At 68.7% G+C, this 24304-nt stretch carries 20 protein-coding genes and 1 pseudogene; 3 read left to right on the forward strand and 18 right to left on the reverse strand.

Translation table 11 applies throughout. The annotated features are described in order from the left end of the window. Positions 1-33 precede the first annotated feature (33 nt). From AC6R2M_RS10200 to AC6R2M_RS10250, 11 genes are all read right to left on the reverse strand, one after another. Positions 34-1278: a peptidoglycan DD-metalloendopeptidase family protein gene (locus AC6R2M_RS10200; RefSeq protein WP_500481765.1), complete on the reverse strand. Its 1245-nt coding sequence runs from the start codon at positions 1276-1278 to the stop codon at positions 34-36. 117 nt (positions 1279-1395) lie between these two features. Next, positions 1396-2061: a protein-L-isoaspartate(D-aspartate) O-methyltransferase gene (locus AC6R2M_RS10205; protein WP_500481767.1), complete on the reverse strand. Its 666-nt coding sequence runs from the start codon at positions 2059-2061 to the stop codon at positions 1396-1398. Beyond that, on the reverse strand, positions 2054-2809 hold the full coding sequence (gene surE, locus AC6R2M_RS10210) for a 5'/3'-nucleotidase SurE (RefSeq protein WP_500481769.1): 756 nt from the start codon (positions 2807-2809) through the stop codon (positions 2054-2056). The genes AC6R2M_RS10205 and surE overlap by 8 nt, the downstream gene beginning before the upstream one ends. Further along, entirely contained in the window at positions 2809-4095 is a 1287-nt protein-coding gene (gene serS / locus AC6R2M_RS10215; protein ID WP_500481771.1) for a serine--tRNA ligase, read from the reverse strand. The genes surE and serS overlap by 1 nt, the downstream gene beginning before the upstream one ends. Positions 4096-4140: 45 nt before the next feature. Beyond that, entirely contained in the window at positions 4141-4962 is an 822-nt protein-coding gene (tatC, locus tag AC6R2M_RS10220) for a twin-arginine translocase subunit TatC (protein WP_500481773.1), read from the reverse strand. Beyond that, positions 4959-5465 (reverse strand): Sec-independent protein translocase protein TatB, encoded by a 507-nt coding sequence (gene tatB / locus AC6R2M_RS10225; RefSeq protein ID WP_500481775.1) that lies wholly within the window; start codon positions 5463-5465, stop codon positions 4959-4961. Before tatB ends, tatC begins: the two co-directional genes overlap by 4 nt. A 133-nt stretch (positions 5466-5598) precedes the next feature. Then, the gene (locus AC6R2M_RS10230; RefSeq protein WP_500481777.1) at positions 5599-5829 is read right to left on the reverse strand and encodes a twin-arginine translocase TatA/TatE family subunit; all 231 of its coding nucleotides are present in this window, start codon (positions 5827-5829) and stop codon (positions 5599-5601) included. A 209-nt stretch (positions 5830-6038) separates the two neighbouring features. Further along, on the reverse strand, positions 6039-7070 hold the full coding sequence (nagZ, locus tag AC6R2M_RS10235; RefSeq protein WP_500481779.1) for a beta-N-acetylhexosaminidase: 1032 nt from the start codon (positions 7068-7070) through the stop codon (positions 6039-6041). Positions 7071-7150: 80 nt separating this feature from the next. Next, a complete protein-coding gene (locus AC6R2M_RS10240) occupies positions 7151-8683 on the reverse strand; it encodes an SPOR domain-containing protein (protein ID WP_500481781.1) in 1533 nt (510 codons plus the stop codon). 102 nt (positions 8684-8785) lie between these two features. Then, positions 8786-10531, reverse strand: coding sequence for an arginine--tRNA ligase (argS, locus tag AC6R2M_RS10245; RefSeq protein WP_500481783.1), 1746 nt, complete (start codon positions 10529-10531; stop codon positions 8786-8788). 68 nt (positions 10532-10599) lie between these two features. Then, positions 10600-11796, reverse strand: coding sequence for a deoxyguanosinetriphosphate triphosphohydrolase (locus tag AC6R2M_RS10250; RefSeq protein WP_500481785.1), 1197 nt, complete (start codon positions 11794-11796; stop codon positions 10600-10602). Between the two features lie 125 nt (positions 11797-11921). On the opposite strand from AC6R2M_RS10250, the gene erpA reads away from it, so the two are divergent. From erpA to xth, 3 genes are read left to right on the forward strand one after another with little or no spacing between them, the layout of a single operon-like run. After that, on the forward strand, positions 11922-12263 hold the full coding sequence (gene erpA / locus AC6R2M_RS10255) for an iron-sulfur cluster insertion protein ErpA (protein ID WP_500481787.1): 342 nt from the start codon (positions 11922-11924) through the stop codon (positions 12261-12263). Between the two features lie 5 nt (positions 12264-12268). Further along, entirely contained in the window at positions 12269-12751 is a 483-nt protein-coding gene (locus AC6R2M_RS10260; protein WP_500481789.1) for a hypothetical protein, read from the forward strand. A gap of 1 nt (position 12752) precedes the next feature. Then, a complete protein-coding gene (gene xth / locus AC6R2M_RS10265; protein WP_500481791.1) occupies positions 12753-13541 on the forward strand; it encodes an exodeoxyribonuclease III in 789 nt (262 codons plus the stop codon). A gap of 173 nt (positions 13542-13714) precedes the next feature. Here xth and AC6R2M_RS10270 read toward each other — a convergent pair whose 3' ends face one another. The 7 genes and pseudogenes from AC6R2M_RS10270 to AC6R2M_RS10300 form a co-directional block, all read right to left on the reverse strand. Beyond that, positions 13715-14098 carry an endonuclease domain-containing protein gene (locus AC6R2M_RS10270; RefSeq protein ID WP_500481793.1) on the reverse strand — a complete coding sequence of 128 codons (384 nt, stop codon included), beginning with the start codon at positions 14096-14098 and terminating at the stop codon, positions 13715-13717. 73 nt (positions 14099-14171) lie between these two features. Then, the gene (locus AC6R2M_RS10275; RefSeq protein WP_500487559.1) at positions 14172-14939 is read right to left on the reverse strand and encodes a tetratricopeptide repeat protein; all 768 of its coding nucleotides are present in this window, start codon (positions 14937-14939) and stop codon (positions 14172-14174) included. 292 nt (positions 14940-15231) lie between these two features. Continuing rightward, complete coding sequence (gene ilvD, locus AC6R2M_RS10280) at positions 15232-16956, reverse strand: dihydroxy-acid dehydratase (RefSeq protein ID WP_500481795.1); 1725 nt, start codon at positions 16954-16956, stop codon at positions 15232-15234. Positions 16957-17252: 296 nt separating this feature from the next. Continuing rightward, positions 17253-18617 (reverse strand): long-chain fatty acid transporter, encoded by a 1365-nt coding sequence (locus AC6R2M_RS10285; RefSeq protein WP_500481797.1) that lies wholly within the window; start codon positions 18615-18617, stop codon positions 17253-17255. A 272-nt stretch (positions 18618-18889) separates the two neighbouring features. Then, positions 18890-21664 (reverse strand): valine--tRNA ligase, encoded by a 2775-nt coding sequence (locus AC6R2M_RS10290; RefSeq protein ID WP_500481799.1) that lies wholly within the window; start codon positions 21662-21664, stop codon positions 18890-18892. Positions 21665-21758: 94 nt separating this feature from the next. After that, positions 21759-21971, reverse strand: a pseudogene (locus tag AC6R2M_RS10295) (PopZ family protein); the annotation flags it as partial. A gap of 783 nt (positions 21972-22754) precedes the next feature. Next, positions 22755-24209 carry a TolC family outer membrane protein gene (locus AC6R2M_RS10300; RefSeq protein WP_500481801.1) on the reverse strand — a complete coding sequence of 485 codons (1455 nt, stop codon included), beginning with the start codon at positions 24207-24209 and terminating at the stop codon, positions 22755-22757. Positions 24210-24304: the final 95 nt, after the last annotated feature.

The raw sequence follows: 24304 nt of genomic DNA on the forward strand, positions 1-24304 counted from the left end.
AGCGGTCCCCCGCCTGTTCGATGATTTGTCCAGTCAGCTTCCCAGGAACTGGGTCGGATCGACCGGGGTCGAGTCCTTGCGAACCTCGAAGTGCAGCATGGGCACGTCCGTGTCGCCGGTCATACCCGCCTTGGCGATGTCCTGGCCGCGCCGAACCGTCGCGCCGCGCTCGACGAGGATCTCGTCGGCATGGCCGTAGACCGTGACGAGTCCGTTGTCGTGACGGATGAGGACGGTCTTGCCGAACTCCTTCAGGCCTTCGCCCGCGTAGATCACGACGCCGTTCTCGGCCGCCTTCACCGGCGAGCCCTGCGGCACGGAAATGTCGAGGCCGTCGGAGCGGCGCGAGCCGTTGCGGTCGCCGAAGCCGCGCACGACGCGGCCCTGCACCGGCCAGCGGAACTGGCTGATGCCGCTCGAGGCCGGCGCCACGGCAGCGACCTGCGACTGCGCCTCGACCGTGGAGGATGCAGCCGGTGCCGACGCGGCGGGTGCCGGAGCCGAAGCGGCAGGCGTCGCTGCTGGAGCCGCCGGAGCCGGAGCGGCGGGCGCAGGTGCGGGTTGCGCAGCAGCCGGCTGAGCCGGCGCCGGAGCGGGCGTCGCCGCCGCCTGAGCCTGCAGCGTGGAGGGCGGCGAGCCGAGGGCCGCGACCTGCGTGTTCTGCGAATTGCCCGGCAGGTTCAGCGTCTGGCCAATACGGATGTTGTCGGTGGCAAGCCCGTTCGCCGCGCGAAGGTCCGCGACGCTGACGCCGGTGCGGCGCGCGATGGCGTTCAGCGAATCGCCCGACTGGACGGTGACGGTGCGGCCGTTCGAAGCGGCGGCCGTCTGCTGCGGGGCGGGCTGCACGGGCGCGGGCGCGCTGGCGGTCTGCACCGGCGCGGTGGCGGGGCGCTGCTGGGGCACGGAGCCCGCGGTCTGCGTCGACGGGGCGGCCTGCGGGGGAGCAGACGCCGTCATCGGCTGCATGTCCGCCTGCCCGTTCACGCCCGGCTGGACGGACGGCTGGTAGGCGGCCTGCGAGGGCGGCGGCAGCTGCGAGCGCTCGACGGAGCCGGTCGCCGCTGGGAAGGTCTGGCCGATCGAGCCCGTCGAGGTCGAATCGACCGGCGTGCCCTGCCCGGCCTGCGCGCTCTGCAGCGGCGGCAGCGTCTGCGAGGACTGCGGCACGGCGCCGCTGTAGAAATTGTCGGTGAGCCGCGTCACGTCGCTGGAGCAGCCGGCTGCCGCCAGCGCCATCACGATCGCGGCGGCCGAGCGCGCGGAAGCGTTCTTCATGAGTTTGTGGATGCCCCTGGCCATCGACGACAACGCCCCCCGGATACGAACTTCGCTCCAGTGAACATTGTTAATCTTACCCGGCGGTTAAGCGGACGGCCGGATGAGGCGATTTTGTTAGAGAACGAGCGCAATTCCGGGTTTCAGCGCTTGCGTGCGGACCTTGTGCAACGGTTCGACCTCGAAGCGGCTGCCCGCCTTGTGGTGACGGGTCAGAATCTGCTCTCCGACGGAGGGCCCGATCGCGGTCAAGAGGATGCCCGGAGAGGCCATCTGCTCCAGGAACGCGCGCGGCGTCTCCTCCACCGCGCCGTGCAGGATGATACGGTCGTAGGGCGCGTTCTCGCGAAACCCCTCGCGCCCGTCTTCCAGATGCAGCGTGACGTTGGTGAGGCCCAGACGCTTCAGCCGCTCGGCCGCCGCGTCCTTCAGCGTGCGATAGCGCTCCAGCGAGGTCACGCGCGCACCGAGCCGGGCGAGGAGCGCGGTCACGTAACCGCTCCCCGTTCCGACCTCGAGGATGCGGCTGTCCGGCTGGACCTTCAGCGCGGCGATGGCGCGCATGACGTTCGCCACCGAATCGGCGGTCTCCCCGCAGGGGATGGGCAGCGTCTGGTCGGCGTAGAGATCGCGGGTGATGTCGGGGAAGAAGACTCGTCGCGGCAGTGCCTCGACGGCTTCCATCAGCTTGACCGGCAGGCTCTCGCGCGAGCGCAGGCGCAGGAAGAGCGCGGCAAGCTCCTCCCGGTCGCGCTCTGCGTCCCTCGAAGGCGTCTCAGGCAAACAGGCCGTCCATGCTGGTGCGCAGGGCGTGGTCGGTCAGGTCGAGCTGGAGCGGCGTCACGGAAATGCGTCCGCGTCCGAGCGCGCCGATGTCGGAGCGCTCCATCTCCTCGCCCGCCTGGCGCCCGAACTTCAGCCAGAAATACGGGAAGCCGCGCCCGTCCTTCCGCTCCTCGACGCCGAGCGCGTATTCGAGCTTGCCCTGGCGCGTGACCTCGACACCCTCGACCGCCTCCGGGGCGACCGCCGGGAAGTTGATGTTGAAGAGGGTCGAGACCGGAGCCTCCACGGTCAAGAGCCTCTCGATCACCTTCGGCGCATGGCGCTCGGCGGTCGCCCAGTTCACCTGGCGGTTGGTGTTCGGAAGATAGGCCTGGCTCAGCGCCATGGAGCGCAGGCCGAGCATGGTGCCTTCGATCGCACCCGCGACGGTTCCGGAATAGGAGACGTCGTCGCAGATGTTGGCGCCCGAGTTCACGCCGGACAGGACGAGGTCCGGCGGCCCGGGCATCACCTTCTTCAGCGCCATGATCACGCAGTCGGTCGGCGTTCCCGTCAGCGCGAAGCGCTGCTCCTCGATCTGGCGCAGTCGAAGGGGATGCGACAGCGTCAGCGAATGCGACAGGCCGCTCTGGTCGGTCTCGGGCGCGACGATCCAGACGTCGTCCGAGAGCTGCGCCGCGATGCGCGCGAGCGCGGCGAGGCCTTCGGCATGGATGCCGTCGTCGTTCGTCAGGAGAATGCGCATCAGTTCGTTCGGCCTCCGATCCGGTCCAGCCCGCCCATATAGGGCCGCAGCACCTCGGGAACCGTGATCGAGCCGTCCTCCTGCTGATAGTTCTCCATGACCGCGATCAGCGCGCGCCCGACGGCCGTGCCCGAGCCGTTCAGCGTGTGAACGAAGCGGGGCTGCTTCTCACCCTCGGGGCGGAAGCGCGCATTCATGCGCCGCGCCTGGAAGTCGCCGCAGACCGAGCAGGACGAGATTTCGCGGAACGTGTCCTGCCCCGGCAGCCACACCTCGATGTCGTAGGTCTTCTGCGCCGAGAAGCCGATGTCGCCGGTGCAGAGCACGACGACGCGGTAATGCAGCCCGAGCCGCTTCAGCACCTCCTCGGCCGCCGCCGTCATGCGCTCGTGCTCCTCGATGGAAGCCTCCGGCGTCGTGATGGAGACGAGCTCGCACTTCTGGAACTGGTGCTGGCGCAGCATGCCGCGCGTGTCGCGACCGGCCGAGCCGGCCTCCGAGCGGAAGCAGTGCGTCAAAGCGGCGAAGCGGAGCGGCAACGTCCCGCCGTCGAGGATGTCCTCGCGCACGAGATTGGTCAGCGGCACCTCGGCGGTCGGGATCAGCCAGTGCTCCTCCCCCGCCTTGAACAGGTCCTCGGCGAATTTCGGCAGCTGACCCGTTCCGAACAGCGCGTCGTCGCGCACCAGAAGCGGCGGCGAGACCTCCTCGTAGCCGAACTCGCGGGTGTGGATGTCGAGCATGAGCTGCCCCAGCGCGCGCTCCATCCGCGCCAGCTCGCCGCGAAGGATGGTGAAGCGCGAGCCGGAGATCTTCGCCGCCCGCTCGAACTCCATGAGCCCCAGCGCCTCGCCGAGATCGAAATGCTCCTTCGGCGCGAAGTCGAAGCTCGGCTTCTCTCCGACGCGGCGGATCTCGACATTGTCGGCCTCGTCCATGCCGGTCGGCACGTCCGGCAGCGTCACGTTCGGCAGGCTGGAGAGGATCGCGGCGATCTCGCCGTCGATGCGGCGCTCGGTCTCCTCGCCGGCCTGAATCCGGGCCTTCAGCTCGGCGACCTCGGCGATCAGCGCGACCGCGCGCGCCTCGTCCCTGGCGGCCTTGGCCTGCCCGACGAGCCGCGAGGCCTCGTTGCGGCGGGCCTGGTCTTCCTGATGGGTCTGGAGATGGGCGCGACGTTCGGCGTCGAGCGCCAGGATACGCCCGGAGGCCGCAGCGGCCCCGCGCTTGGCGAGCGCCTCATCCAGCGCTTCCGGGTTCTCGCGTATCCACTTGATGTCGTGCATGTTTCACCATCCCGCAGCTCGTGGCCCGAGCGGTGAGAACGCGTGTCACTCGGCCGCCGCCTCGGCTTGTGCCAAGCGCTCGGCGCGCTTCTTCTCGATCAGCCGGGCCGTGATGATCGAGACCTCGTAGAGAAGGATGGTCGGGATCGCAAGGCTGATCTGGGACAGCGGATCGGGTGGAGTGATCACCGCGGCGACGATGAAGGCCGAAACGATCGCGTATTTGCGCTTCGAGGCCAGACCGTCCGCGCTCACCATGCCGGCGCGCACGAGCAGCGTGGAGACGACGGGCAGCTGGAACACGAGACCGAAGGCGAAGATCAGCGTCATGATCAGCGACAGATATTCGGAGACCCGCGGCAGGAGCGCGATGGTCGCCTGTCCGCCGCCGCCGGCCTGCTGCATCGACAGGAAGAACCACATCACCATGGGGGTGAAGAAGAAGTAGACGAGCGCCGCCCCGATCAGGAACAGGACGGGCGTCGCGATCAGGAACGGCAGGAAGGCGCCGCGCTCGTTGTGGTAGAGGCCCGGCGCGACGAACTTGTAGATCTGGATGGCGATCAGCGGGAAGGCGAGGAAGAAGCCGCCGAAGGCCGCGATCTTCACCTGCGTGAAGAAGAACTCCTGCGGCGCGGTGTAGATGAGCTCGACATTCGCCGCGTCGAGCCCCGCCCAGGCGGTGCCGATCTGGTAGGGCACGACCAGAAGATTGAAGAGCTGCTTGGCGAAGGCGAAGCAGACGAGGAAGGCCAAGAAGAACCCGGCGAGCGACCAGATGAGCCGCCGCCGCAGCTCGATCAGATGCTCGATCAGAGGGGCCGACGAGGCTTCGATGTCGTCGACGACGGGCTTCTTGGTCTTCACGATGCGCCTCGCGCCGTTGCGCTGGTGGCCCCGTCCGGTAGCGGACCGGTGGGTGCGGGCTCTGCGGCGGGCGCCGCGTTCACCGCGCTCGATGACGAGGCGGACGCAGCCGGCTCACCCACGCCCGCGACCGGCGGAGCGGAGACCGGAACGGACGGCTCGGCCGCCGCATCGTTCGCCGCGACCTTCGGCTCGGGCGCCGAGGTCGCCGCCTTCAGCGAGGAGCGAATCTCGTCGCCCACCGCCTTCATCGGGTTCATGGCCTTGCGGATGTCGGAGGTGGGATCGAGCTTCTTGACCTCGGCCGCCGCCTTCCTGATCTCGTCGAGCTCGGCCTCGCGGAGCGCGTCGTCGAACTGCCGGCGGAAGTCTCCGGCCATGCGTCGCAGCTGCGAGGTGGTGCGCCCGAAGGTGCGCAGCATGCCCGGCAGGTCCTTCGGCCCCACCACGACGATCAGCACGACCGCTATGACGAGGAGTTCAACCCAGCCGATCTCGAACATGCTCGTGTCGTCGCCCTTGTCAGCCGCCTCGGCGGCCGCTTGATCGGGGCGCGCTCATGCGCCCCGGACCGAACCCATCATTGTCCGAACGCCGCGTCGAACGATCCCGTGCGTCCGACGCCGGACGCCGGGATCAGATGCGGGTCTTCTCGGCGTGCGTGTCGCGCGCAACGATGTCCGTGTCGCGATCCTCGAGGGCGCGACGCTCCTGGGCGGTCTGCGGCTCGTCGTCGCTCATGCCCTTCTTGAAGCTCTTGATGCCCTTGGCGACGTCGCCCATCAGCTCGGGAATCTTGCCGCGGCCGAAGAGAAGCAGAACCACCGCCAGGACGATGAGCCAATGCCAGATACTGAAGGCACCCATGTCGATACTCCCTTGTGCGAACGGCCGGCGGGCGAAGCCGCCCGCGCCCTTGCGCCATTCCATCCTGTCAAGCACGGAAAGGCCCGGCGGATCAATGGCAGACGCCGCCATTCGCGCGCCGTCGGACGTCGCCTGAGAGGCTCACCTAGAACCCAATCGTGGCGCTCTCGCGTTCGGCGCGGATCACGTTCGCAGGAGCGTCGGGCCGCTCAGGCGACCTTCGCGAGGAGGGAATCGAACTCCTCGGCGAGTTCCGGCCCCGTGGTCTCGCCGTCGTCGCTCCGCCCTGCGGTGATCACGGCCCGGGCCGCATCCGCCCGCTCCAGCGCCCGGCCCTCCAGAGGCGGAACGCCGGCCGCCACGGCCTGCATTTCGTCGAAGTCGCCGTTGCAGTGGAGGATGACGTCGCAGCCGGCCTCGATGGCGCGCCGCGAGCGGTCGGTAAAGCCGCCCTTGAGCGCCTTCATCGACAGGTCGTCGGTCATCAGGAGCCCGTCGAAGCCGATCGCGCCCCGGATGACCTCCTCGACGATTCGCGGCGATAGCGTCGCCGGGGCCTGCGGATCGAGCGCGGTGTAGAGGACATGCGCGGTCATGGCGGCCGGAAGGTCGCGGAGCGCGTGGAAGGGTGGCCAGTCGTGCGCCTCCAGTTCGCCTCGCGCGGCGGTCACGACCGGCAGTTCCTCATGGCTGTCGGCGTTGCCGCGCCCGTGGCCCGGCAGATGCTTCATCACCGGAAGCACGCCCTTCGACATGGTGCCGCTTGCGGCCGCGCGGCCCAGAAGCGCGACGATCTCCGGCTCGGACGAATAGGCCCGGTCCCCGATCACCGAATGCGCGCCCTCGACCGGCGCGTCGAGGCAGGGTACGCAATTGGCGTTGATGCCGTAGGCGAGGATGTCGGCGGCGAGGATCCGGCCCTGCAGGAAGGCCGCGCGGAGCCCGGCCTCCTCGTCCCGCCGGAAAAGACGCCCGATCTCCTCGGCGACCGGTCGGTTGGGCGCCATCGGCGGCCGCAGACGCTGCACGCGCCCGCCCTCCTGATCCACCAAGATCGGCGTCGCGTCGCCGCCGCCGAGTTCCTTCAGCTCCGCGACGAGGTCGGAGAGCTGGTTCGGCTCGGAGATGTTGCGGCGGAAGAGGATGAAGCCGAAGGGCCGCTCGTCGGCGAAGAAGAGCCGCTCGTCGCGGTTCACCGTCCGGCCGATGCAGCCGGAGATCCACGCCTTGCACGTGTTCATGCTCAGTCTTTCGTCGGGGCGGCGCGGGGCATAGGCGCTCGGCAACGGCAGACCGGAGAGCGCCAGGGCGCTCCCCAGCGTCAGCGCGTCACGAAGCAGCTGCCGCCGGCCGACTGGAGTTGTTCGCAAACGCTGTTGGCCTCGTCCCTCGATGCGGTCACGACGCGCACGCGGTAGAAGGTGCCGCGTCCCTCGATCTCGGCCGGCTGGATGGTCAGGCTCCGCCCGCCGATCACGCCCGCGTAACGGCTTTGCAGAGCCGCCATGGATTCGCGGGCCAGCGCCTCGGACGGCTGCGAGGAGATCTGGACGAAGAAGGCGTCCGAAGGAACGGTCGGCGTCGGCGCGGCCGCAGCGGCCTCCGGCGCGGGAGCGGCGGCCGGCGCGGGCGGAGCCGTCTCGGCCGGTGCCGGCGCGGGCGCTGCTTCCACCGGTGCGGCGGGCGCTTCCGCCGCCGGTGCAGGCGCCGGCAGATCCGTGCTGAAGGGCGCGACCGGCTGGCCGATGGCCTCCACGGGGTCCTGCGTCTGCGCCTGTGCGGGATCAGCCGCGGCCTCGCGCGGCACGAGCGTGCCGTCCGGTCGCACCTCGAAGGTGCGCACGCGGTGCGGCTGCAGGATCGAAGACACGGCGTCGGCCTCGGGCGAACTCGCGACCTGCGCCAGTTGCACCTCGCCCTCGACCGGCAGCTCGTCCACGCCGACCATCACGCCGGGCAGATTGCTGACCTGATCCTCGAAGGAGATGTCGATGGGCTCTTCGGCCGCGCTGATGAGCATGTCCTGGGCCGGCGGACCGGCGATGGCCCCGTTGCGCGCGACGCGCTCGTAGACCGCCTTGTTCTGGTTCGGGATCACCCGGCCGCCCGGCTCTTCCGGCGCCATCTTCACCGGCTCGGCGTCGGCGCGGATCAGGATCGGCTCGCCGCCGCCGACGATGCCGCCGCCCATGAAGGCGCTGGCCGCGAAGGCCCCGAACAGGCCGACCAGCGCGACCGCGGCGACGCCTCCGCCGAAGAACAGGACGCGCCTGCGACGGCTGCCGTCGATGACGGAGCGCTGCCAGGGCGTCTGGGCGCGGAAGCCGGCATGGGCCGGCGCGACGGCATCATGCGGCACCGGCGCGTAGCCATAGGCAGCCGGTTCGGCCTGCGGCTCGTAAGGGTGTTCCGAATGGATCTCGGCCGCGCGGGGCTCGTAAGCCTCCTCGTAGGCGGGCTGGGCCGGAACCTGCGCCCAGGCGCCCGGCTGCGGCCCTAGAGCCGCCATTTCGCTGGCGATCAGCTCGTCGAAATCGTCCAGCGCGGCGGCGCCGTAGGCAGGCTCGGGCTCTGGAACATGGCGCTCGGGTGCGAGAACCCCGGTCTCGACCGGGCCGGACAGGCGCGGAGCCGCCGGCTCGCACAGTCCCATGACCGCGATCTCAGACTGTTCGTCGTCGCCGTAGAAGGGTTTGCGGGAACCCGAGCGACCGGCGACGGGCGTCGCCAGATCGTAGCCGGCGCTCGGCCGGCGGCCGCTGTGGACGTCCTCGCCACCGCCGACGATGTCCGCCAGATCGGCGTAAGGATCGCCGTGGCCGTAGCCCGAGCCGTCGCCCCTCGTGTCGGTCATACCCCTACCCCCGCCGCTTGCCGTGGCCTCGTGCCCGGCCGTCACCGGAGCCGCCTCGACGTCGTCGCAGCTAGGCGAGGATCGTGGTCAAAGCGTGTTCCGTCACCGCATCTCGCTGGGTGCGGACGCCCCGACGAGCGACAGTCCCGACGCCACGACGGCGGCGACCGCCTCGACCAGGGCGAGACGTGCCCTCGTCAGTATCGGCTCGTCAACCTTAACGAACCGTAAAGACGGCTGGTCCTTGCCGCGGTTGTATTGTGCGTGGAAAGCCGAGGCCACGTCGTAGAGGTAGAAGGCGATCCGATGCGGCTCCTTCGCCTCCGCAGCGCCCTTCACGACGCGCGGATACTCCGCAAGCTTGCGGATCAGGCCGAGTTCGCCCTCGTCCGTCAGAAGCGCCAGCGCCTCGGCGTCCGCCCGGGCCGAGACGTCGATCCCCTCGCCCTCCGCCTGCCGGCGGATCGAGCAGGCGCGCGCGTGGGCGTACTGCACGTAGAAGACCGGATTGTCCTTCGACTGCTCGGTGACCTTGGCGAAGTCGAAGTCGAGCGGCGCGTCGCTCTTGCGGTAGAGCATCATGAAGCGCACCGCGTCCGCGCCGACCTCGTCGACGACGTCCTTGAGCGTCACGAACTCGCCCGCCCGCTTGGACATGCGGAACGGCTCGCCGTCGCGGTAGAGCTTCACGAGCTGGCAGAGGACGACCTCGGCGCGCGCGCGTCCGCCGGACACGGCCTTGGCCACCGCCTCCAGCCGCTTCACGTAGCCGCCATGGTCGGCGCCCAGGACGAAGACCATCTCCTCGAACCCGCGCGCGAGCTTGTCGGCGAAATAGGCGACGTCGGCGGCGAAGTATGTGTAGGAGCCGTCCGATTTACAGAGCGGCCGGTCGATGTCGTCGCCGACCTCGGTCGAGCGCAGCAGCGTCTGCTCGCGGTCCTCCCAGTCCTCCGGCACCTGCCCCTTGGGCGGCGGCAGCGTGCCCTGATAGACGAATCCCTTCTCGCGAAGGTCCTCGATCACCTTCGCGATCCGCCCGCCATCCGTGCCGTGCAGCGTCCTCTCGGAGAAGAACACGTCGTGCTTGATGCCGAGCGCGGCGAGATCGTCGCGGATCGTCAGCATGATCGCGTCGATTCCGTAGCTCGAGACGATCGGAAGCCACTCGGCCTCCTCCATCTCCAGGAGCGACTTGCCGTAGCGGATCGACAGCGCGACGCCGACGGCCTTCAGATAGTCACCGGGATAGAGGCCCGCCGGAATCTCGCCGATCGCTTCGCCCAGCGCCTCGCGGTAGCGCAGATAGGCCGAGCGCGCGAAGACGCCGATCTGAGCGCCCGCATCGTTGATGTAGTATTCCTTGGTCACGTCCTCGCCGGCGAAGGCGAGCACGTTGGCGATCGCGTCGCCGACGACCGCGCCCCGGCAATGGCCGACATGGAGCGGCCCGGTCGGGTTCGCGGAGACGTATTCGACATTGACCTTGCGGCCGGTCGAGGGGCCGCGCCCGTAGTCGCGTCCACCTTGAAGGATCGCGCCGAGATGGCGGGTCCAGAAGGCGTCGCGCAGCTTCAGATTGACGAAGCCCGGTCCGGCGACCTCGGCGGTCTCCACGTCCGGATCGGCGCCCAGCCGCTCGGCGAGCGCGGTCGCCAGGTCGCGCGGCTTCATCTGCAGCGGCTTGGCGAGCACCATGGCGGCGTTGGTTGCCAGATCGCCGTGGCTCGCGTCCCGCGGCGGCTCGACGGTGACGCGCGACAGATCGCCGACCGGCTTTTCCAGAGCCGTCAGAGTGGCTTCCACGCTGGCGCGCACGCGCTGCTCGAAGTCGGCGAAGATGTTCATTTCGAAGATCCAGATCGTACCGCGAGGCCCTCGCGGCCAAACGCCCCGAGCCTCGAAAGACAGGCGCGCTAGCGCAATTCGGGGGTGGCGTCAAACAAACGGCGGTGCTCCGCGAGCGCGAAGGTGTCGGTCATGCCGGAGAGATAATCGGCCACGCGTCGCAGCCGCCGCCCCTCTTCTGCGCCGTCGAGATCATCGCGCCAGGCCGCGCCCATCTCGTGCGGGTCGGCCGAGTAACGCGCGAAGAGATCGGTCACGACGCCCTCGGCCCCGCTCATCACAGCCATCACCGACGGCGCGCGATAGACGCGCTCGAACAGGAAGGCGCGAGTCTGGTCCAGCGAACGCCGCATCGCCGGGGAGACGTCGACGATCGTATGCTTGGCCTCCCGCACGTCCTCCAGCGTCTCGATGCCGCCCGCTTCGATCGCGCGGGTGGACCGCTCGATCACGTCCTCGACCATCGCCGTGATGTGGCGGCGCATCACCTCCTGGATGGTGCGCTCGCGGCTCAGGGCCGGATGGGCGGCGCGGATTTGCGAAAGGATCGAGCCCGCCAGATCCAGTTCGGCGAGGTCGTCGAGCTCGATCAGCCCGGCGCGCAGCCCGTCGTCGAGATCGTGCGTGTTGTAGGCGATGTCGTCGGAGATCGCCGCCGCCTGCGCCTCCAGGCTGGCGAAGCGAGCGAGATCGAGCGGATAGTCCGCGTCGAAGTCCGCGATCGGGCGCGGAACCGGCTCATGCCCGGCGAAGGGCCCGGTCAGAGGGCCGTTGTGCTTCACCAGCCCCTCCAGTGTCTCGAAGGAGAGATTCAGCCCGTCGAAGGCCGCGTAGCGCCGCTCCAGCGCCGTGACGATCCGCAGCCCCTGCGCGTTGTGATCGAAGCCGCCATGCGCCTCCATCGCGCGGTGCAGGGCCCGCTCGCCCGCATGGCCGAAGGGCGTGTGCCCGAAATCGTGGACGAGGGCGATCGCTTCGGTGAGGTCCTCGTCAAGCCGCAGAGCCCGTGCGAAGGCGCGCGCGATCTGCGACATCTCGATCGTATGGGTCAGCCGGGTGCGGAAATGGTCGCCCTCGTGCGCGACGAAGACTTGCGTCTTGTGCGCCAGACGCCGGAAGGCGGTGGAGTGGACGATCCGGTCCCGGTCCCGCTGGAAGGCGGTGCGCGTTCGGCTTTCGGGTTCGGCGTGGAGCCGCCCCCGGCTTCGCCGGTGATCGCATCCGTAAGGCGCGAGCGCCTCGCGTCCCAGCCCGATGGCGAGCATTCGATCGTCCTTGGCCCAGTGCTGACGGGTCGGCTGCGATTGACCCTCCGCGCCCGCGTCCATACCTTAGGGACCAACCCGCAACAACCGAGGCCGCGCCTCATCGCGGCCGGGACATTCACGACATGAGCGACACTGCAGGCACCCCCGTCACCGTCTCCGACGCCGCCTTCAAGCGCGTCGCGTCGATCCTGAAGAAGTCGGGCTCCGAGACCGCGCTCCGCATCTCGGTGGAGGGCGGCGGCTGCTCCGGCTTCTCCTACAAATACGACCTCACGCACGAGGAAGAGCCGGACGATCTGGTCTTCGAGAAGGACGGCGCGCGGGTGGTGATCGACCCGATGTCGATCACCTACATGGACGGCTCGGTCATCGATTTCGTCGACGATCTGATGGGCCAGTCCTTCCAGATCCGTAATCCGAACGCCGTGGCGGCCTGCGGCTGCGGCACCTCCTTCTCGATCTGACGCGCGTGGGCAGACCGGTTCCGGGAGCGGAGCGGCTCTCCGCCTATCGGACCCGTACCGTGCGCCCGGTCGGCCGCGAGACGATCGAGGGCCACGACCTCAAGCTCTACGCGCTGGAGGCGGCAGGGCGCGCCGTCAGCGAGGAGATGCTCGAGGCCGCGCGCCCCGTCGTCGCCGCCGCGCTGGCCGCACGGGCCGAGCGCTTCCACGAGCATCGCCTCGGCTTCGTCGTCCTGCATGCCGGCGAGGATGCGCTGTGGCTCCTGGTCGAGCGCTGGATCGACGGTGCGATTCTCTGCCAGCATCTCTTCTCCGCCCCTGTCGAAGGCCCGTTCGAGTTCACGAACCGCTCCGGCGGGGATTTGTGCTTCTGCGTCTGGGAGGGTGCGGTCGTCGATTTCGAGCGCCGCGCCTTCCGCGACACGATGATGCGCGACGAACCCGATCCGGCCGGCTATCTGGACACGACTCTCTCCGGCCCGGTGTGACATGCTGATCGCGACCTTCAACATCAACGGCGTCAAGGCGCGCCTCGACGTGCTCCTCGCCTGGCTGGAGGAACGCCAGCCGGACGTCGCCTGCCTTCAGGAGATCAAGAGCCAGGACGAAGCCTTCCCGCGCGAGGCGCTGGAGGCGAAAGGCTGGCACGTCGAGACACACGGCCAGAAGGGCTTCAACGGTGTCGCGCTGATCTCCAAGGTCCGCCCACGCGAGGGCAGCGTCGAGCGCGGGCTGGCCGGCGACGACACCGACGAGCACGCCCGCTTCATCGAGGCCGTCTACGACTCCCCCTCCGGTCCGGTGCGCGTCGCCTCCCTCTATCTGCCGAACGGAAATCCGGTCGAGAGCGAGAAGTTTCCCTACAAACTGTCCTGGATGGCGCGGCTGGAAGCCCATGCGCGACGTCGGCTGGCGGAGGAGATCCCCTTCGTCCTCACCGGCGACTACAACGTCATCCCCCAAGCCGAGGACGCCAGAAACCCGGAGGTCTGGGTGGACGACGCGCTGTTCCGGCCGGAGACGCGCGCCGCCTTCCGCCGGCTCGTCCATCTCGGCATGACCGAGGCGCTGCGGGCCACGAGCGACCGCGCGGGCCTCTACACGTTCTGGGACTATCAGGCCGGCGCCTGGCAGAAGAACAACGGCATCCGCATCGACCATGCGCTCCTGTCGCCGGAAGCCGCCTCGCGGCTCGTCTCGGTCGGGATCGACGCGCATGTGCGCGGCTGGGAGCGACCGTCGGATCACGTGCCGCTGATCGTGGAGTTGGCGGCTTAGGTCTTCGCCTTTCGGTCGAGGACTTTACCCCCCTCGCCCTGCCGGGCATCTCCCCCTCAAGGGGGGAGATCGAAGCTGGTCCGTCCTGCGACCCCCGATCGAGGGAAGCACAGGCGAAATATGATCGATCTCCCCCCTTGAGGGGGAGATGCCGGCAGGCAGAGGGGGGTGAATTAATCACCACCTCCTAGAACTGAGTTCGGCACACCCAATCCTGCCGAAATCACGATATGCCGGCAGACGCCGTCGAGATCTCCCAGCACTTCGTCGTTCCAGAAGCGCAATACGGTCCAGCCGAGCACTTCCAGCGTCCGCGTCCGCGCGTCATCCCGAATGACCTGACACTCGTCCCCATGGCCGGAACCGTCGAGTTCAACGATCAGCCGGCGCTCGGGGCAAGCGAAGTCCACGATGAAGCGATCGATCGGATGCTGGCGGCGAAAGCCAAGCCCCATCAGCCGATGCGCGCGAACCGCGTTCCAGAGCTTCAATTCGGCAGGCGTCAGCGCATGACGCATGTTCGAGCGATTGCGTGGACCGACGGGATGATGCGGCATCAAGGTTATCCCAGCGCCGGCGTTACGGCAGGATACCCGTCACTTAGCAAAGAACGCGACCGAAGACGCGACCCTACTGAACCGTCCGCTCGACGGACGCGAGCGCCGTGCGCCGCTGGTCTTCGCTGGACAGGGAAAACGCCTCTTCCTGCAGCGGGCGGATCCATTCGCGCTCGGCGGGCGTCGCGTCGCGCAGCGCGCGCGTCAGCATGGCGAGGCCTTTGACCGGCTCCGCGCGAACCTGGATGCTGGTGCCATCGAACAGGAGGTAGCCAAGCAGCGCCTGCGCCTTCACATGGCCCTTGCGGGCCGCGAGCTGCAGCCAGCGTGCCGCCTGGCGGGGATCGGCCGAGCCGCCCTCGCCCCGCAGCAGCATGCGCCCCAGTTCGAACTGGGCGTGCGGCTCGCCATAGTAGGAGGCGGCCTGACTGAACAGGAGCCGTGCCTGCGCCGGATCGGCCACGATGGGCGAGCCGGGAATACCGTCGCGGATATACTGGGCGAGCGCGACGACGGCGCTCGCGATATAGGCGCGGTTCTGCGAGAAGGCGCCGTCCTCGCCCTGGTCGCGGACGATGCGCTCGAACATCTTGAAGGCTTCGTAGTCGTTCTCGGCCACGCCGTCGCCGGTGGCGTACATCTGGCCGAGCTTCCAGCGCGCTCCGGCGTGGCCCCGCTCGGCGGCGAGGTTCAGCGTGTCGAACGCCTCTTCCTTCTCGCCGCGCTGATAGGCGCCGTAGCCGAGGCTGAAGATCTCGCGGGAGGACTTGCCGGAGAAACCGGACGACAGCGACGGGTCGAGGGCCTGGGCGGGGGCGAGCCCCGCCCAGCCAAGTCCCACAAGCAAGACCGCGAAGACCGTTCTAGAGCCTTTCAGGTCTTTACGAAATCGCTCTGTTTGTCGGCTCGCCGTGCGCGCCTGCAAGGAGGACTGCGATGGCCGTAGCGGGCTACGGCTGAGCAGTCCGACAACGCGGGCGCCCGGCGACCGCAAACCCGAAGGGCCGGGTGCATTCGGCTCGATCCCATCGGTCCCGGCCTGCGTCCGTAGCCCCGCTACGGCCTTGTCCGGCCCCTTGATCTCGAGGCCGAATGCCCGCCGGCAGAGCATTTCCGTAAGGGCCCGAAAGGCTCTAGATATCCGCATAGGTGTGCTTTTCCGCCGCCCCGCCCGGATGGGTGACGGCACCGCCCCGCGCCGGGCCGACCTGCTGCGCGTACTTCCAGATCGCGCCCGAGCCGAAATTCGTCTCGCGCGGAGCCCATGTGGCGCGGCGCGCCTCCAGTTCCTCGTCCGAGAGATCGACCTCGATCGTGCCGGACACCGCGTCGATCGTGATGACGTCGCCGTCCTTCAGGAGCCCGATCGGTCCGCCGACCGCCGCCTCCGGCCCGACATGGCCGATGCAGAAGCCGCGCGTCGCGCCCGAGAAGCGCCCGTCCGTGATGAGCGCCACCTTGTCGCCCATGCCCTGCCCGTAGAGCGCGGCCGTGGTCGACAGCATCTCGCGCATGCCGGGGCCACCCTTCGGGCCCTCGTAACGGATCACCAGAACCTCGCCCGGCTCGTAGGAACGCTTGGAGACCGCCTCGAAGCAGGCCTCTTCCGAATCGAAGCAGCGCGCCGGGCCGGTGAACTTGAGGTTCGACATGCCCGCGACCTTCACGATCGCGCCGTCGGGCGCGAGATTGCCGCGAAGGCCGACAACGCCGCCCGTCACCGTGATCGGATTGTCGGCCGGACGGACCACGTCCTGCTCGGCGTTCCAGGCGACCTTCTCCATGTTCTCGGCGAGCGTGCGGCCCGTCACGGTCATGCAGTCGCCATGCAGGAAGCCGTGCTCCAGCAGCGTCTTCATCAGGAGCGGGATGCCGCCCGCCTCGAACATATCCTTGGCGACGTAGCGGCCGCCCGGCTTGAGGTCGGCGATGTAGGGCGTCTTCTTGAATATCTCGGCGACGTCGAAAAGGTCGAACTCGATCCCGCATTCATGCGCGATGGCCGGCAGGTGCAGGCCCGCATTGGTCGAGCCGCCCGAGGCCGCTACGACGGTCGCCGCATTCTCCAGCGCCTTGCGCGTGACGATGTCGCGCGGGCGGATGTTGCGGGCCAGCAGCTCCATCACGATCTCGCCCGAGGCGCGGTTGAAGCGGTCGCGCACCTCGTAGGGGGCCGGCGCGCCGCAGGAATAGGGAAGCGCGAGGCCGATCGCCTCGGCGACGGTCGCCATCGTGTTGGCGGTGAACTGCGCGCCGCAGGAGCCGGCTGAGGGACAGGCGACCTGCTCGATCTCGTCGAGGTCGTCGTCGCTCATCTTGCCGACGGAGTGCATGCCGACGGCCTCGAAGATGTCCTGGACGGTCACCTGCTTGCCGCGGAAATTGCCCGGCAGGATCGAGCCGCCATAGATGAAGACGGAGGGCACGTTCAGGCGAACCATCGCCATCATCATGCCCGGCAGCGACTTGTCGCAGCCCGCGAGGCCGACGAGCGCGTCATAGGCGTGGCCGCGCATGGTCAGCTCGACCGAGTCGGCGATCAGGTCGCGCGAGGCCAGCGAGGCCTTCATGCCCTGGTGGCCCATGGCGATGCCGTCGGTGACGGTGATCGTGCAGAACTCGCGCGGCGTGCCGCCGGCGGCCGCGACGCCCTTCTTCACCACCTGCGCCTGGCGCATCAGCGAGATGTTGCAGGGCGCGGCCTCGTTCCAGCACGAGGCGACGCCGACGAGCGGCTGGTGGATCTCTTCCTTGGTCAGGCCCATCGCGTAGAGGTAGGAGCGGTGCGGCGCGCGCGCCGGCCCTTCGGTGACGTACCGGCTCGGCAGTCTGTCCTTGTTCGTGACCGTTACGTCCATGCCCCTCGCTCCTTCGTCTCTCACCCCGGGCTTCTCGAACGCAACTCCCCGATCGCGTTCAGGTCCGGTTCATTCGACGCGCCCTTCGGTGTGCTTCCATTATGGCGGCAGCACGGCGCGTTTCCCGGCGCGGACCCTAGCCGATGCCATCCTGCAATAGTGTTGCGACGGGTCCACAGATGCGCCCTTCCGCGACGGGAAGCTTCGAGCGGAAAGCCTCGAACGAAAAAGGGCGAGCCGACCGGCCCGCCCTCTCGAGTACGATCATCGGACCGGCCCGTGGCCGGTCGAAGCCCTCAGAACGTGAACTTCAGCGAGGCGTTGGCGCCGTAGACCCAGTCGTCACCGACCGTCGCGTCGAAATAGGCCCCGTCGGAGACCCGCTGCTCGCCGTCCGTCCAGTAGCCGACGAGGCCGCCGAGGCGCAGTTCAGCGAAGCTCTGGCGCAGCGAGATGCCGCCCGAGACCGTGTAGAGGTCGGTGTAGGTCGTGTCCGAACCGGTGGAGACGCCGCGGTCGTAGCCGATCGAAATCGAGCCGGCGACCGTCTCGTTGAAGGCGCGGCCGAGGCCGAGGCTCGCCGTGTATCCGTCACGCCAGTTGTAGGGCTGGATCGTGGAGGAGGTGCCGAGCGCAGCGCTCGAGATCGTCGAGACGACCGTGCCGTTGGTCGACCAGTCGGTCCAGCGCAGCGAGGCGAGAAGCAGCGTGCCTTCCGCGATGCCGGTCTGAGCCGAGAGCGTGAAGCTCTGCGGGCTGATGGCGGTGTTGAGCGCCGACTCGACCGGAATCACCGCTCCGGCCGGCGGCACACGGCCCGCGAGCGCGCCGCTGATGCCCGCGCCGAAGGCCGGACCGAACGCCGTCGGGATCGTCAGGACCTGATCGCCGCGACGAACGAGGGCCGTGTCGGTGATGGTAACCTGGCCGTCGCCGCGGATCGAGTCGTGCTCGACCTCCGAACGGTAGAGACCCTGGATGCGCAGCGCGATCTCCGGACGCTCGTAGGCGAGGCCGACCCGGTAGCCCGCCTCGTACCCGCCGCGGGAATCGACGGACACGGCGCTCGGCAGGAAGACCGTGGACCCGGTCGCGGCCAGAAGACCCGCAAGAGCCGGGCTGGCAGCCGCCAGCGCCGGGTTCAGGCTGCGCTCGCCGAGGCTCGTGCCCTGGAAGTTGAAGTCCTCGAAGAAGACGCCGCCGAGAAGCGAGAAGCGCCCGGCCTCGGCCGTGTAGCTCACGCGGCAGGTCGCGCCGAACTCGTTGGAGTCGAACTCGATCGTCTGCGTCCGCGAGGTGATGCCCGGCTGTCCGGAGAACTCCGGCAGCGCGGCGCCCGGAAGGCCGCGATAGTCGGCTTCGGCCGCGAAGCTCTCGGTGTAGTGGCCGGCGCAGGCGAAGGCGTCGCCGCCGAACATCACCGAGGCGGACGGGATCTGGTAGTTGCCCGTGTAATCACCGCCGTCGACGGACACGCCGTTGACCGAGGTGAAGCCGCGGTTCGGGTTGACGTAGGTCAGGCCGGTGCGGGTCGAGAAGGAGCCCCGCTCGAAGAGAATGTCGGTGTCGGCCGTTCCGCGCTGGAAACCGCCGGCATTGGCCGTCGCCGCCATCGTCAGAACGAGCGCCGTTCCGGCTGCAAGCTTCGTGAGTGTCCGCATCCCCAGTCTCCCAGACCCTTGAATTCCCCGAGTCTCCGGCTTCGCGTGCCGGCCTCCTGTTCCACACGCTATGGTTAGACGGCGGCTTTGGGAATACGGATCGCGGGGCCGAACGGCGCGTTGACGTTACGACGCTGGACGAGATTTCTTACACAAGTCCTTCATACGGCTTCAATTTCACCAACCACCCCACCGAGGGGGCGCTCCCCTTCCGTAAACGGAAGAGAAGCAACCGTGGCCGGAATGTGACAGATCGAGCCAGAGGCCTCGCGTCAGGACAGGCGTTCGAGAGCTGCGGCCAGGGCCTCCGCTTCCGCGAGGTAGGCGGCACGCTTCTCGCGCTCCTGCTCCACCACCTCCTCCGGCGCGTTGGCGACGAAGCGCTCGTTGCCGAGCTTCTTGTCGATCCGCGCGACCTCGTCGAGCGCCTTGGCGCGCGCCTTGGTCAGCCGCGCGCGCTCGGCGTCGATGTCGATCATGCCAGCCAGCGGAATGGCGAAGCCCGTGCCGCCGACGAAGAGCTGTGCCGACTGCGCCGGCGCTTCGCCCGCCGAGGACACCGACTTCAGCCGCGCGAGGCGACGCAGCGCCGGACCGTGGCGCTCCATCCGCGCGGCCGTCGCCTCGTCGGGCGCGATCGCCACGAGCTCGGCTTCCGCTCCGGCCGGAACGTTCATCTGGACGCGAACGGAACGGATCTCGCCGACGAGCTCGATCAGCCAGTTGATGTCGGCCGCGGCCTCGGGGTCCTCGAACGAGGCCGACGGCCAATGCGAATGGCACAGGAGCTGCGGCCGGCTCTCGCCCTTCGGCGCGGTCAGCGCCCACAGCTCCTCGGTCAGGAACGGCATGAACGGGTGCAGCAGCGCGAAGATGCGGTCGAGCACGTGGCCGGTGACGCGACGCGTCTCGGCCTTCTCCTCCTCCGTTCCGTCGAGGAAGACGGGCTTCGACAGCTCCAGATACCAGTCGCAGAACGAGTTCCAGACGAAGCGATAGATCACTGCTGCCGCATCGTTGAAGCGATAGGCCGCGAGCGCGGCGTCGGTCTCCGCGACCGCGCGCGACAGCTCCGTCACGATCCAGCGGTTCAACGGAAGCTCGATGGCGTCGAGCTTCAGATGGACGTCGTGGATCGCGCCGTTCATGCCGGCGAAGCGCGTGGCGTTCCAGAGCTTGGTGCCGAAGTTGCGGTAGCCGGCGATGCGCTGCGGGTCGAGCTTCACGTCGCGCCCCTGCGCGGCCATGATGGCGAGCGTGAAGCGCAGCGCGTCCGCGCCGTACTCGTCGATCAGGTCGAGCGGATCGACGACGTTGCCCTTCGACTTCGACATCTTGGCGCCGGTCTTGTCGCGCACGAGCGCGTGGACATAGACCGTGCCGAAGGGCTCCTCGTCCATGAAGTGCAGGCCCATCATCATCATCCGGGCGACCCAGAAGAAGATGATGTCGAAGCCCGTGACGAGCACGTTCGTCGGGTAGTAGGTCTTCAGCTCGGGCGTCTCGTCCGGCCAGCCGAGCGTCGAGAACGGCCACAGCGCGGAGGAGAACCACGTGTCGAGCACGTCCTCGTCGCGGGTGATGAAGCCCTCGCGCTCGGCCGGGTTCTCCGCCATCTCGCGCGCCCGGTCCTCGGTGATCGTGCCGTTCAGGACGTAGTGCGCGAGCGCCGCCGCGACCGCCGTCTCCTCGTCCTCGTCGACGAAGATCTCGCCGTCCGGGCCGTACCATGCGGGAATGCGATGGCCCCACCAGAGCTGGCGCGAGATGCACCAGGGCTGGATGTTCTCCATCCACTCGAAATAGGTCTTCTCCCAGTTCTTCGGGACGAAGACGGTGCGCCCCTCGCGCACGGAGGCGAGCGCGGGCTTTGCGAGCGTCGCCGCGTCCACGTACCACTGATCGGTCAGGAACGGCTCGACCGGCACTCCGCCCCGGTCGCCGTGCGGCACCATGTGGGTGTGGTCCTCGATCTTGGCGAGGTAGCCTTCCGACTGCAGCCAGTCGACGAGGAGGGCGCGCGCGACGAAGCGGTCGAGCCCCTGGAACATACCGACGGCGCGCTCGCCGTCCTCCTCGAACAGCCCTTCCAGGAATTCGGCATTGTCGCGAAGGTCGATCGTGCCGTCCGGCGCCAGAACGTTGATCTGCGCGAGATCGTGCCGGCGGCCGACCTCGAAATCGTTGAAGTCGTGCGCGGGCGTGATCTTCACCGCGCCCGAACCCGCTTCCGGGTCGGCGTAGTCGTCGGCGACGATCGGGATCAGACGTCCGACGAGCGGCAGGCGCGCCTTTGCGCCGACGATGCCCGCGTAGCGCTCGTCCTCCGGGTTCACCGCCACGCCCGAATCGCCGAGCATGGTTTCGGGGCGCGTCGTCGCGACCGTGATGTAGCTCGTCGGGTCCTCGATGTCGTAGCGCCGACCCTCGATCGGATAGCGGATGTGCCAGAGATGCCCCTGGATCTCGCGCTGCTCGACCTCCAGATCCGAGATCGCGGTCAGGAGCTTCGGGTCCCAGTTGACGAGACGCTTGTCCTTGTAGATCAGGCCTTCGCGATAGAGCTGGACGAAGACCTTCAGGACGGCGCGCGACAGGCCCTCGTCCATGGTGAAGCGCTCGCGGCCCCAGTCGCAGGAGGCGCCGAGCCGGCGCAGCTGCTTCAGGATCGCCCCGCCCGATTCCTCCTTCCACTGCCAGACGCGCTCGACGAAGGCCTCGCGGCCCATCGTGCGACGGTGCTCCTGGCGCTGCATGAGCTGGCGCTCGACGACCATCTGCGTCGCGATGCCCGCATGGTCGAGGCCCGGCTGCCAGAGCACGTTCTGCCCGAGCATGCGGCGATGCCGGACGAGCACGTCCTGCAGCGTGTTGTTCAGCGCATGGCCGATATGGAGCGAGCCGGTGACGTTCGGCGGCGGAATGACGATGGAGAAGGCCTCGCCGCCCTCGCGCGCGCCGCGTCCCGCCGCGAAGGCATCGGCCTCCTCCCACAGCGCCGCGACCCGCGGCTCGATGGAGGCGGCGTCGTAGGTCTTCTCGATCATCTTTGAATGTCCGGGCGTTCGGGAGAGCTTTGCCCTGCCGTTACAGGGAAGCTTTCGAACCTGTCAACGAACGCCCGTCGCCGAGCTTTACGCCTCAGCGGCGTCCGCCGCGCGCCACGCGCTCGATCTCCTCGCGGACCAGCCGCTCGACGAGCTTGGGCAGATTGTCGTCCAGCCAGTCCTGCAGCATGGGGCGCAGCATCTCCTGCGCCATGTCCTCCAGCGAGCGCAGCTCGCCCTCGCGGATGGCCCGTGCCAGCTCGTCGAAGGAGGCGCCGACGAGATCGCCGGTGCGGCCGGAAATCAGCGGGGCGTCGGACCCGCGCGCTTCCTGCCCGGCATCGTCCAGAACGGCGGCTCGGAACTCGTGCATGCGGGGGCTGTCGCTGTTGGCCGGGTTGAACGGAGCGGGCGTCTCGGCGCGCGCGCCCCCCTCGCCCCGGTCCAGACCGTCGGCCTTGGCTTCGAGCTCCTTCAAGAGATCGGCGGGAAGGCCCTGCATGGCGTTCTCCTTCGATGCGTCGCGTTCGATGCGGAGCGAACTGGCCGCGAACGTCTCGTTCGCGGCGCTCTTGGACGGCTCGGCCGTCTCCGACGAAACCTCGTCGAGGGTCGGCCAGTCGCCGAAGGCCTCGGCCTCGAGCTCCTCACGCAGGCGCCGCGCCAGATCGTCCTCGTCGCGGGACGAGAAGACAGGCTGCTCGGCCGAAGGCACCGGCTCGGGGGCTTGCGCCTCCACGGCCCGCTCGACACCCCGCTCCGTCGCGACGCGAAGCATGGGGCCGGCGTCGGCGGAAGGGCGCAGCCGCGACACGCCGCTCGACGGCGCATCGTCGGCCTTCGGCGTTTCAGGCCTTTCGTCGCTGTTCTCGATGATCCTCCGGATGGAGGCCAGGATCTCGTCCATCGACGGCTCCTGGACAGCGCTGGCTCTGGTCATCGAACGGCTCCGCTCTGCCGGGCGACCCGCCGACCGCCGGCGAATCAACGAGACGAAGCTAGCCGCATTGGGCGCCGCACTGAATCCCTTCGAAGAGGTTCACAGGGCATCTTCTACAGAAATTCCGTGCTTCGAGGCTCGGATGGACGGTCAGCGGCCGTCCGGCGTGCGCAATCCGTGCCACTTGTCCTCGACCTGCCGGTAATGCTCCTCCGGATCGTAGATCTCGACCGCGAGCGCCAGCTGCACGGCGTCCATCCGGCCGATGGCCGAAAGGAGCTGATAGGCGGCGACGATCACGTCTCGCTGCGAACCGGCGAGCAGCACCTGCGCGGAGATCACGTCCGCCCGCGCGTTCAGGACGTCGAGCGTCGTGCGCTGGCCGACAGAGCGCTCCTCCGTCACGCCGCCGAGGGCGAGCTGTGCGGCGGCGAGCTGCGCGCGATAACCCGTCACGTTGGCTTCGGCCGCCTGGAGCTGGGCGTAGGAGGCGGCGACGAGCGCACGCACCTGGTCGCGCGCCAGATCGACCTCGATCCGCCGCTGGCCGAGGACTTCCTTCGCCTCGCGGACCTGCGAGGCGTTGAGACCGCCCTGATAGATCGGGATGGTCAGCTGAGCGCCGATCGTGGCCGAGACCTGATTCTGGGTCGTGACGTTCGGACGAACGCCGGGCAGGTCGTCGAAGCCGCCGCCTCCGCCGCCCGCACTCGTGCCGCCGCGCGTCTCGTTCAGCGCGTAGACGTTGTCGACCGAGCCGGTGATCCGCAGCTCGGGCAGAAGCGACCCCTCCGCCGCCTTCACCTGGAAGGAGGCTGCCTCGACCGCGAAGAGCTGCGCCTGGATGGCGGGATGTTCGGCCTGGGAGATTTCGAGCGCCTGCGCGATGGAGCGCGGCATCAGGTTCTCCGGCGGGCGCACGGGCGCGGCGAGAGAGCCCGGCGCGTCGCCGATCACGTCGAGATAATTGGCCTCGCTGACCGCGACCTGCGCCAGGGCCGAGTTCAGAAGCGCCGTCGCCAGCGCCTCCTGCGACTGGGCCTGCGCCACGTCGGTGCGAGTGCCCTCGCCCACTTCGAACCGGGCGTCGGCGGCGCGGACCTGCTCGCGCACCGCTTCCAGATCCTGACGGCGATACTCGGCGACCTGCCGGTCGCGGCGCACGTCCATATAGGCGGTCACGGCGTCCAGAAGGACGTTCTGGACCGTGTTCGCCAGATTCGCCTGCCCGAAGCGCACCTGGGACTGCGCGGACATGACGTTGTTGGCGGTCTCGAACCCGTCGAAGAGAAGCTGATTGATCTGAATGCCGGCCGAAAGCGATTCGGAGCGGCCGCGCTGGTTCGGCAGATTGTCGCCGAAGGTGGTGCGGGTGCGCTGGGCCTGCGCCCCGGCGCTGCCGGTGATGAAGGGCCGCATGGCGGAACGCGCCTGCGTCACGCCCTCGTCGGTCGCCCGCTGCCCGGCACGGGCCACGTTCAGGTTCTGGCTGTTGGTGTAGGCCTGCGCCATGGCCTCGCGCAGGGTCTGAGCGTCGGCCCCCGCTGCGCCGAACCACAGAAGGCCGAGACCCGCGACCGTCGAAGTCAACCAGCGGTTTTGCATTCGTCACCCCTCGCATCGCGACGGGCATGGAGGGTCGGCCGACCGGCGAACCACCTGCGATGCTCCATCGCGGAGGCAGTGATGGCACGAAGGCT

The organism is Aureimonas sp. CAS, from assembly GCF_059838215.1.

Excerpts from the sequence above, each read along its gene's own strand:
- AC6R2M_RS10200 (WP_500481765.1), bottom strand. The coding sequence starts at position 1,278 with ATGAAGAACGCTTCCGCGCGCTCGGCCGCCGCGATCGTGATGGCGCTG.
- surE (WP_500481769.1), bottom strand. The coding sequence starts at position 2,809 with ATGCGCATTCTCCTGACGAACGACGACGGCATCCATGCCGAAGGCCTC.
- serS (WP_500481771.1), bottom strand. The coding sequence starts at position 4,095 with ATGCACGACATCAAGTGGATACGCGAGAACCCGGAAGCGCTGGATGAG.
- tatB (WP_500481775.1), bottom strand. The coding sequence starts at position 5,465 with ATGTTCGAGATCGGCTGGGTTGAACTCCTCGTCATAGCGGTCGTGCTG.
- AC6R2M_RS10230 (WP_500481777.1), bottom strand. The coding sequence starts at position 5,829 with ATGGGTGCCTTCAGTATCTGGCATTGGCTCATCGTCCTGGCGGTGGTT.
- nagZ (WP_500481779.1), bottom strand. The coding sequence starts at position 7,070 with ATGAACACGTGCAAGGCGTGGATCTCCGGCTGCATCGGCCGGACGGTG.
- AC6R2M_RS10240 (WP_500481781.1), bottom strand. The coding sequence starts at position 8,683 with ATGACCGACACGAGGGGCGACGGCTCGGGCTACGGCCACGGCGATCCT.
- argS (WP_500481783.1), bottom strand. The coding sequence starts at position 10,531 with ATGAACATCTTCGCCGACTTCGAGCAGCGCGTGCGCGCCAGCGTGGAA.
- AC6R2M_RS10250 (WP_500481785.1), bottom strand. The coding sequence starts at position 11,796 with ATGCTCGCCATCGGGCTGGGACGCGAGGCGCTCGCGCCTTACGGATGC.
- erpA (WP_500481787.1), top strand. The coding sequence starts at position 11,922 with ATGAGCGACACTGCAGGCACCCCCGTCACCGTCTCCGACGCCGCCTTC.
- xth (WP_500481791.1), top strand. The coding sequence starts at position 12,753 with ATGCTGATCGCGACCTTCAACATCAACGGCGTCAAGGCGCGCCTCGAC.
- AC6R2M_RS10270 (WP_500481793.1), bottom strand. The coding sequence starts at position 14,098 with ATGCCGCATCATCCCGTCGGTCCACGCAATCGCTCGAACATGCGTCAT.
- ilvD (WP_500481795.1), bottom strand. The coding sequence starts at position 16,956 with ATGGACGTAACGGTCACGAACAAGGACAGACTGCCGAGCCGGTACGTC.
- AC6R2M_RS10285 (WP_500481797.1), bottom strand. The coding sequence starts at position 18,617 with ATGCGGACACTCACGAAGCTTGCAGCCGGAACGGCGCTCGTTCTGACG.
- AC6R2M_RS10290 (WP_500481799.1), bottom strand. The coding sequence starts at position 21,664 with ATGATCGAGAAGACCTACGACGCCGCCTCCATCGAGCCGCGGGTCGCG.
- AC6R2M_RS10300 (WP_500481801.1), bottom strand. The coding sequence starts at position 24,209 with ATGCAAAACCGCTGGTTGACTTCGACGGTCGCGGGTCTCGGCCTTCTG.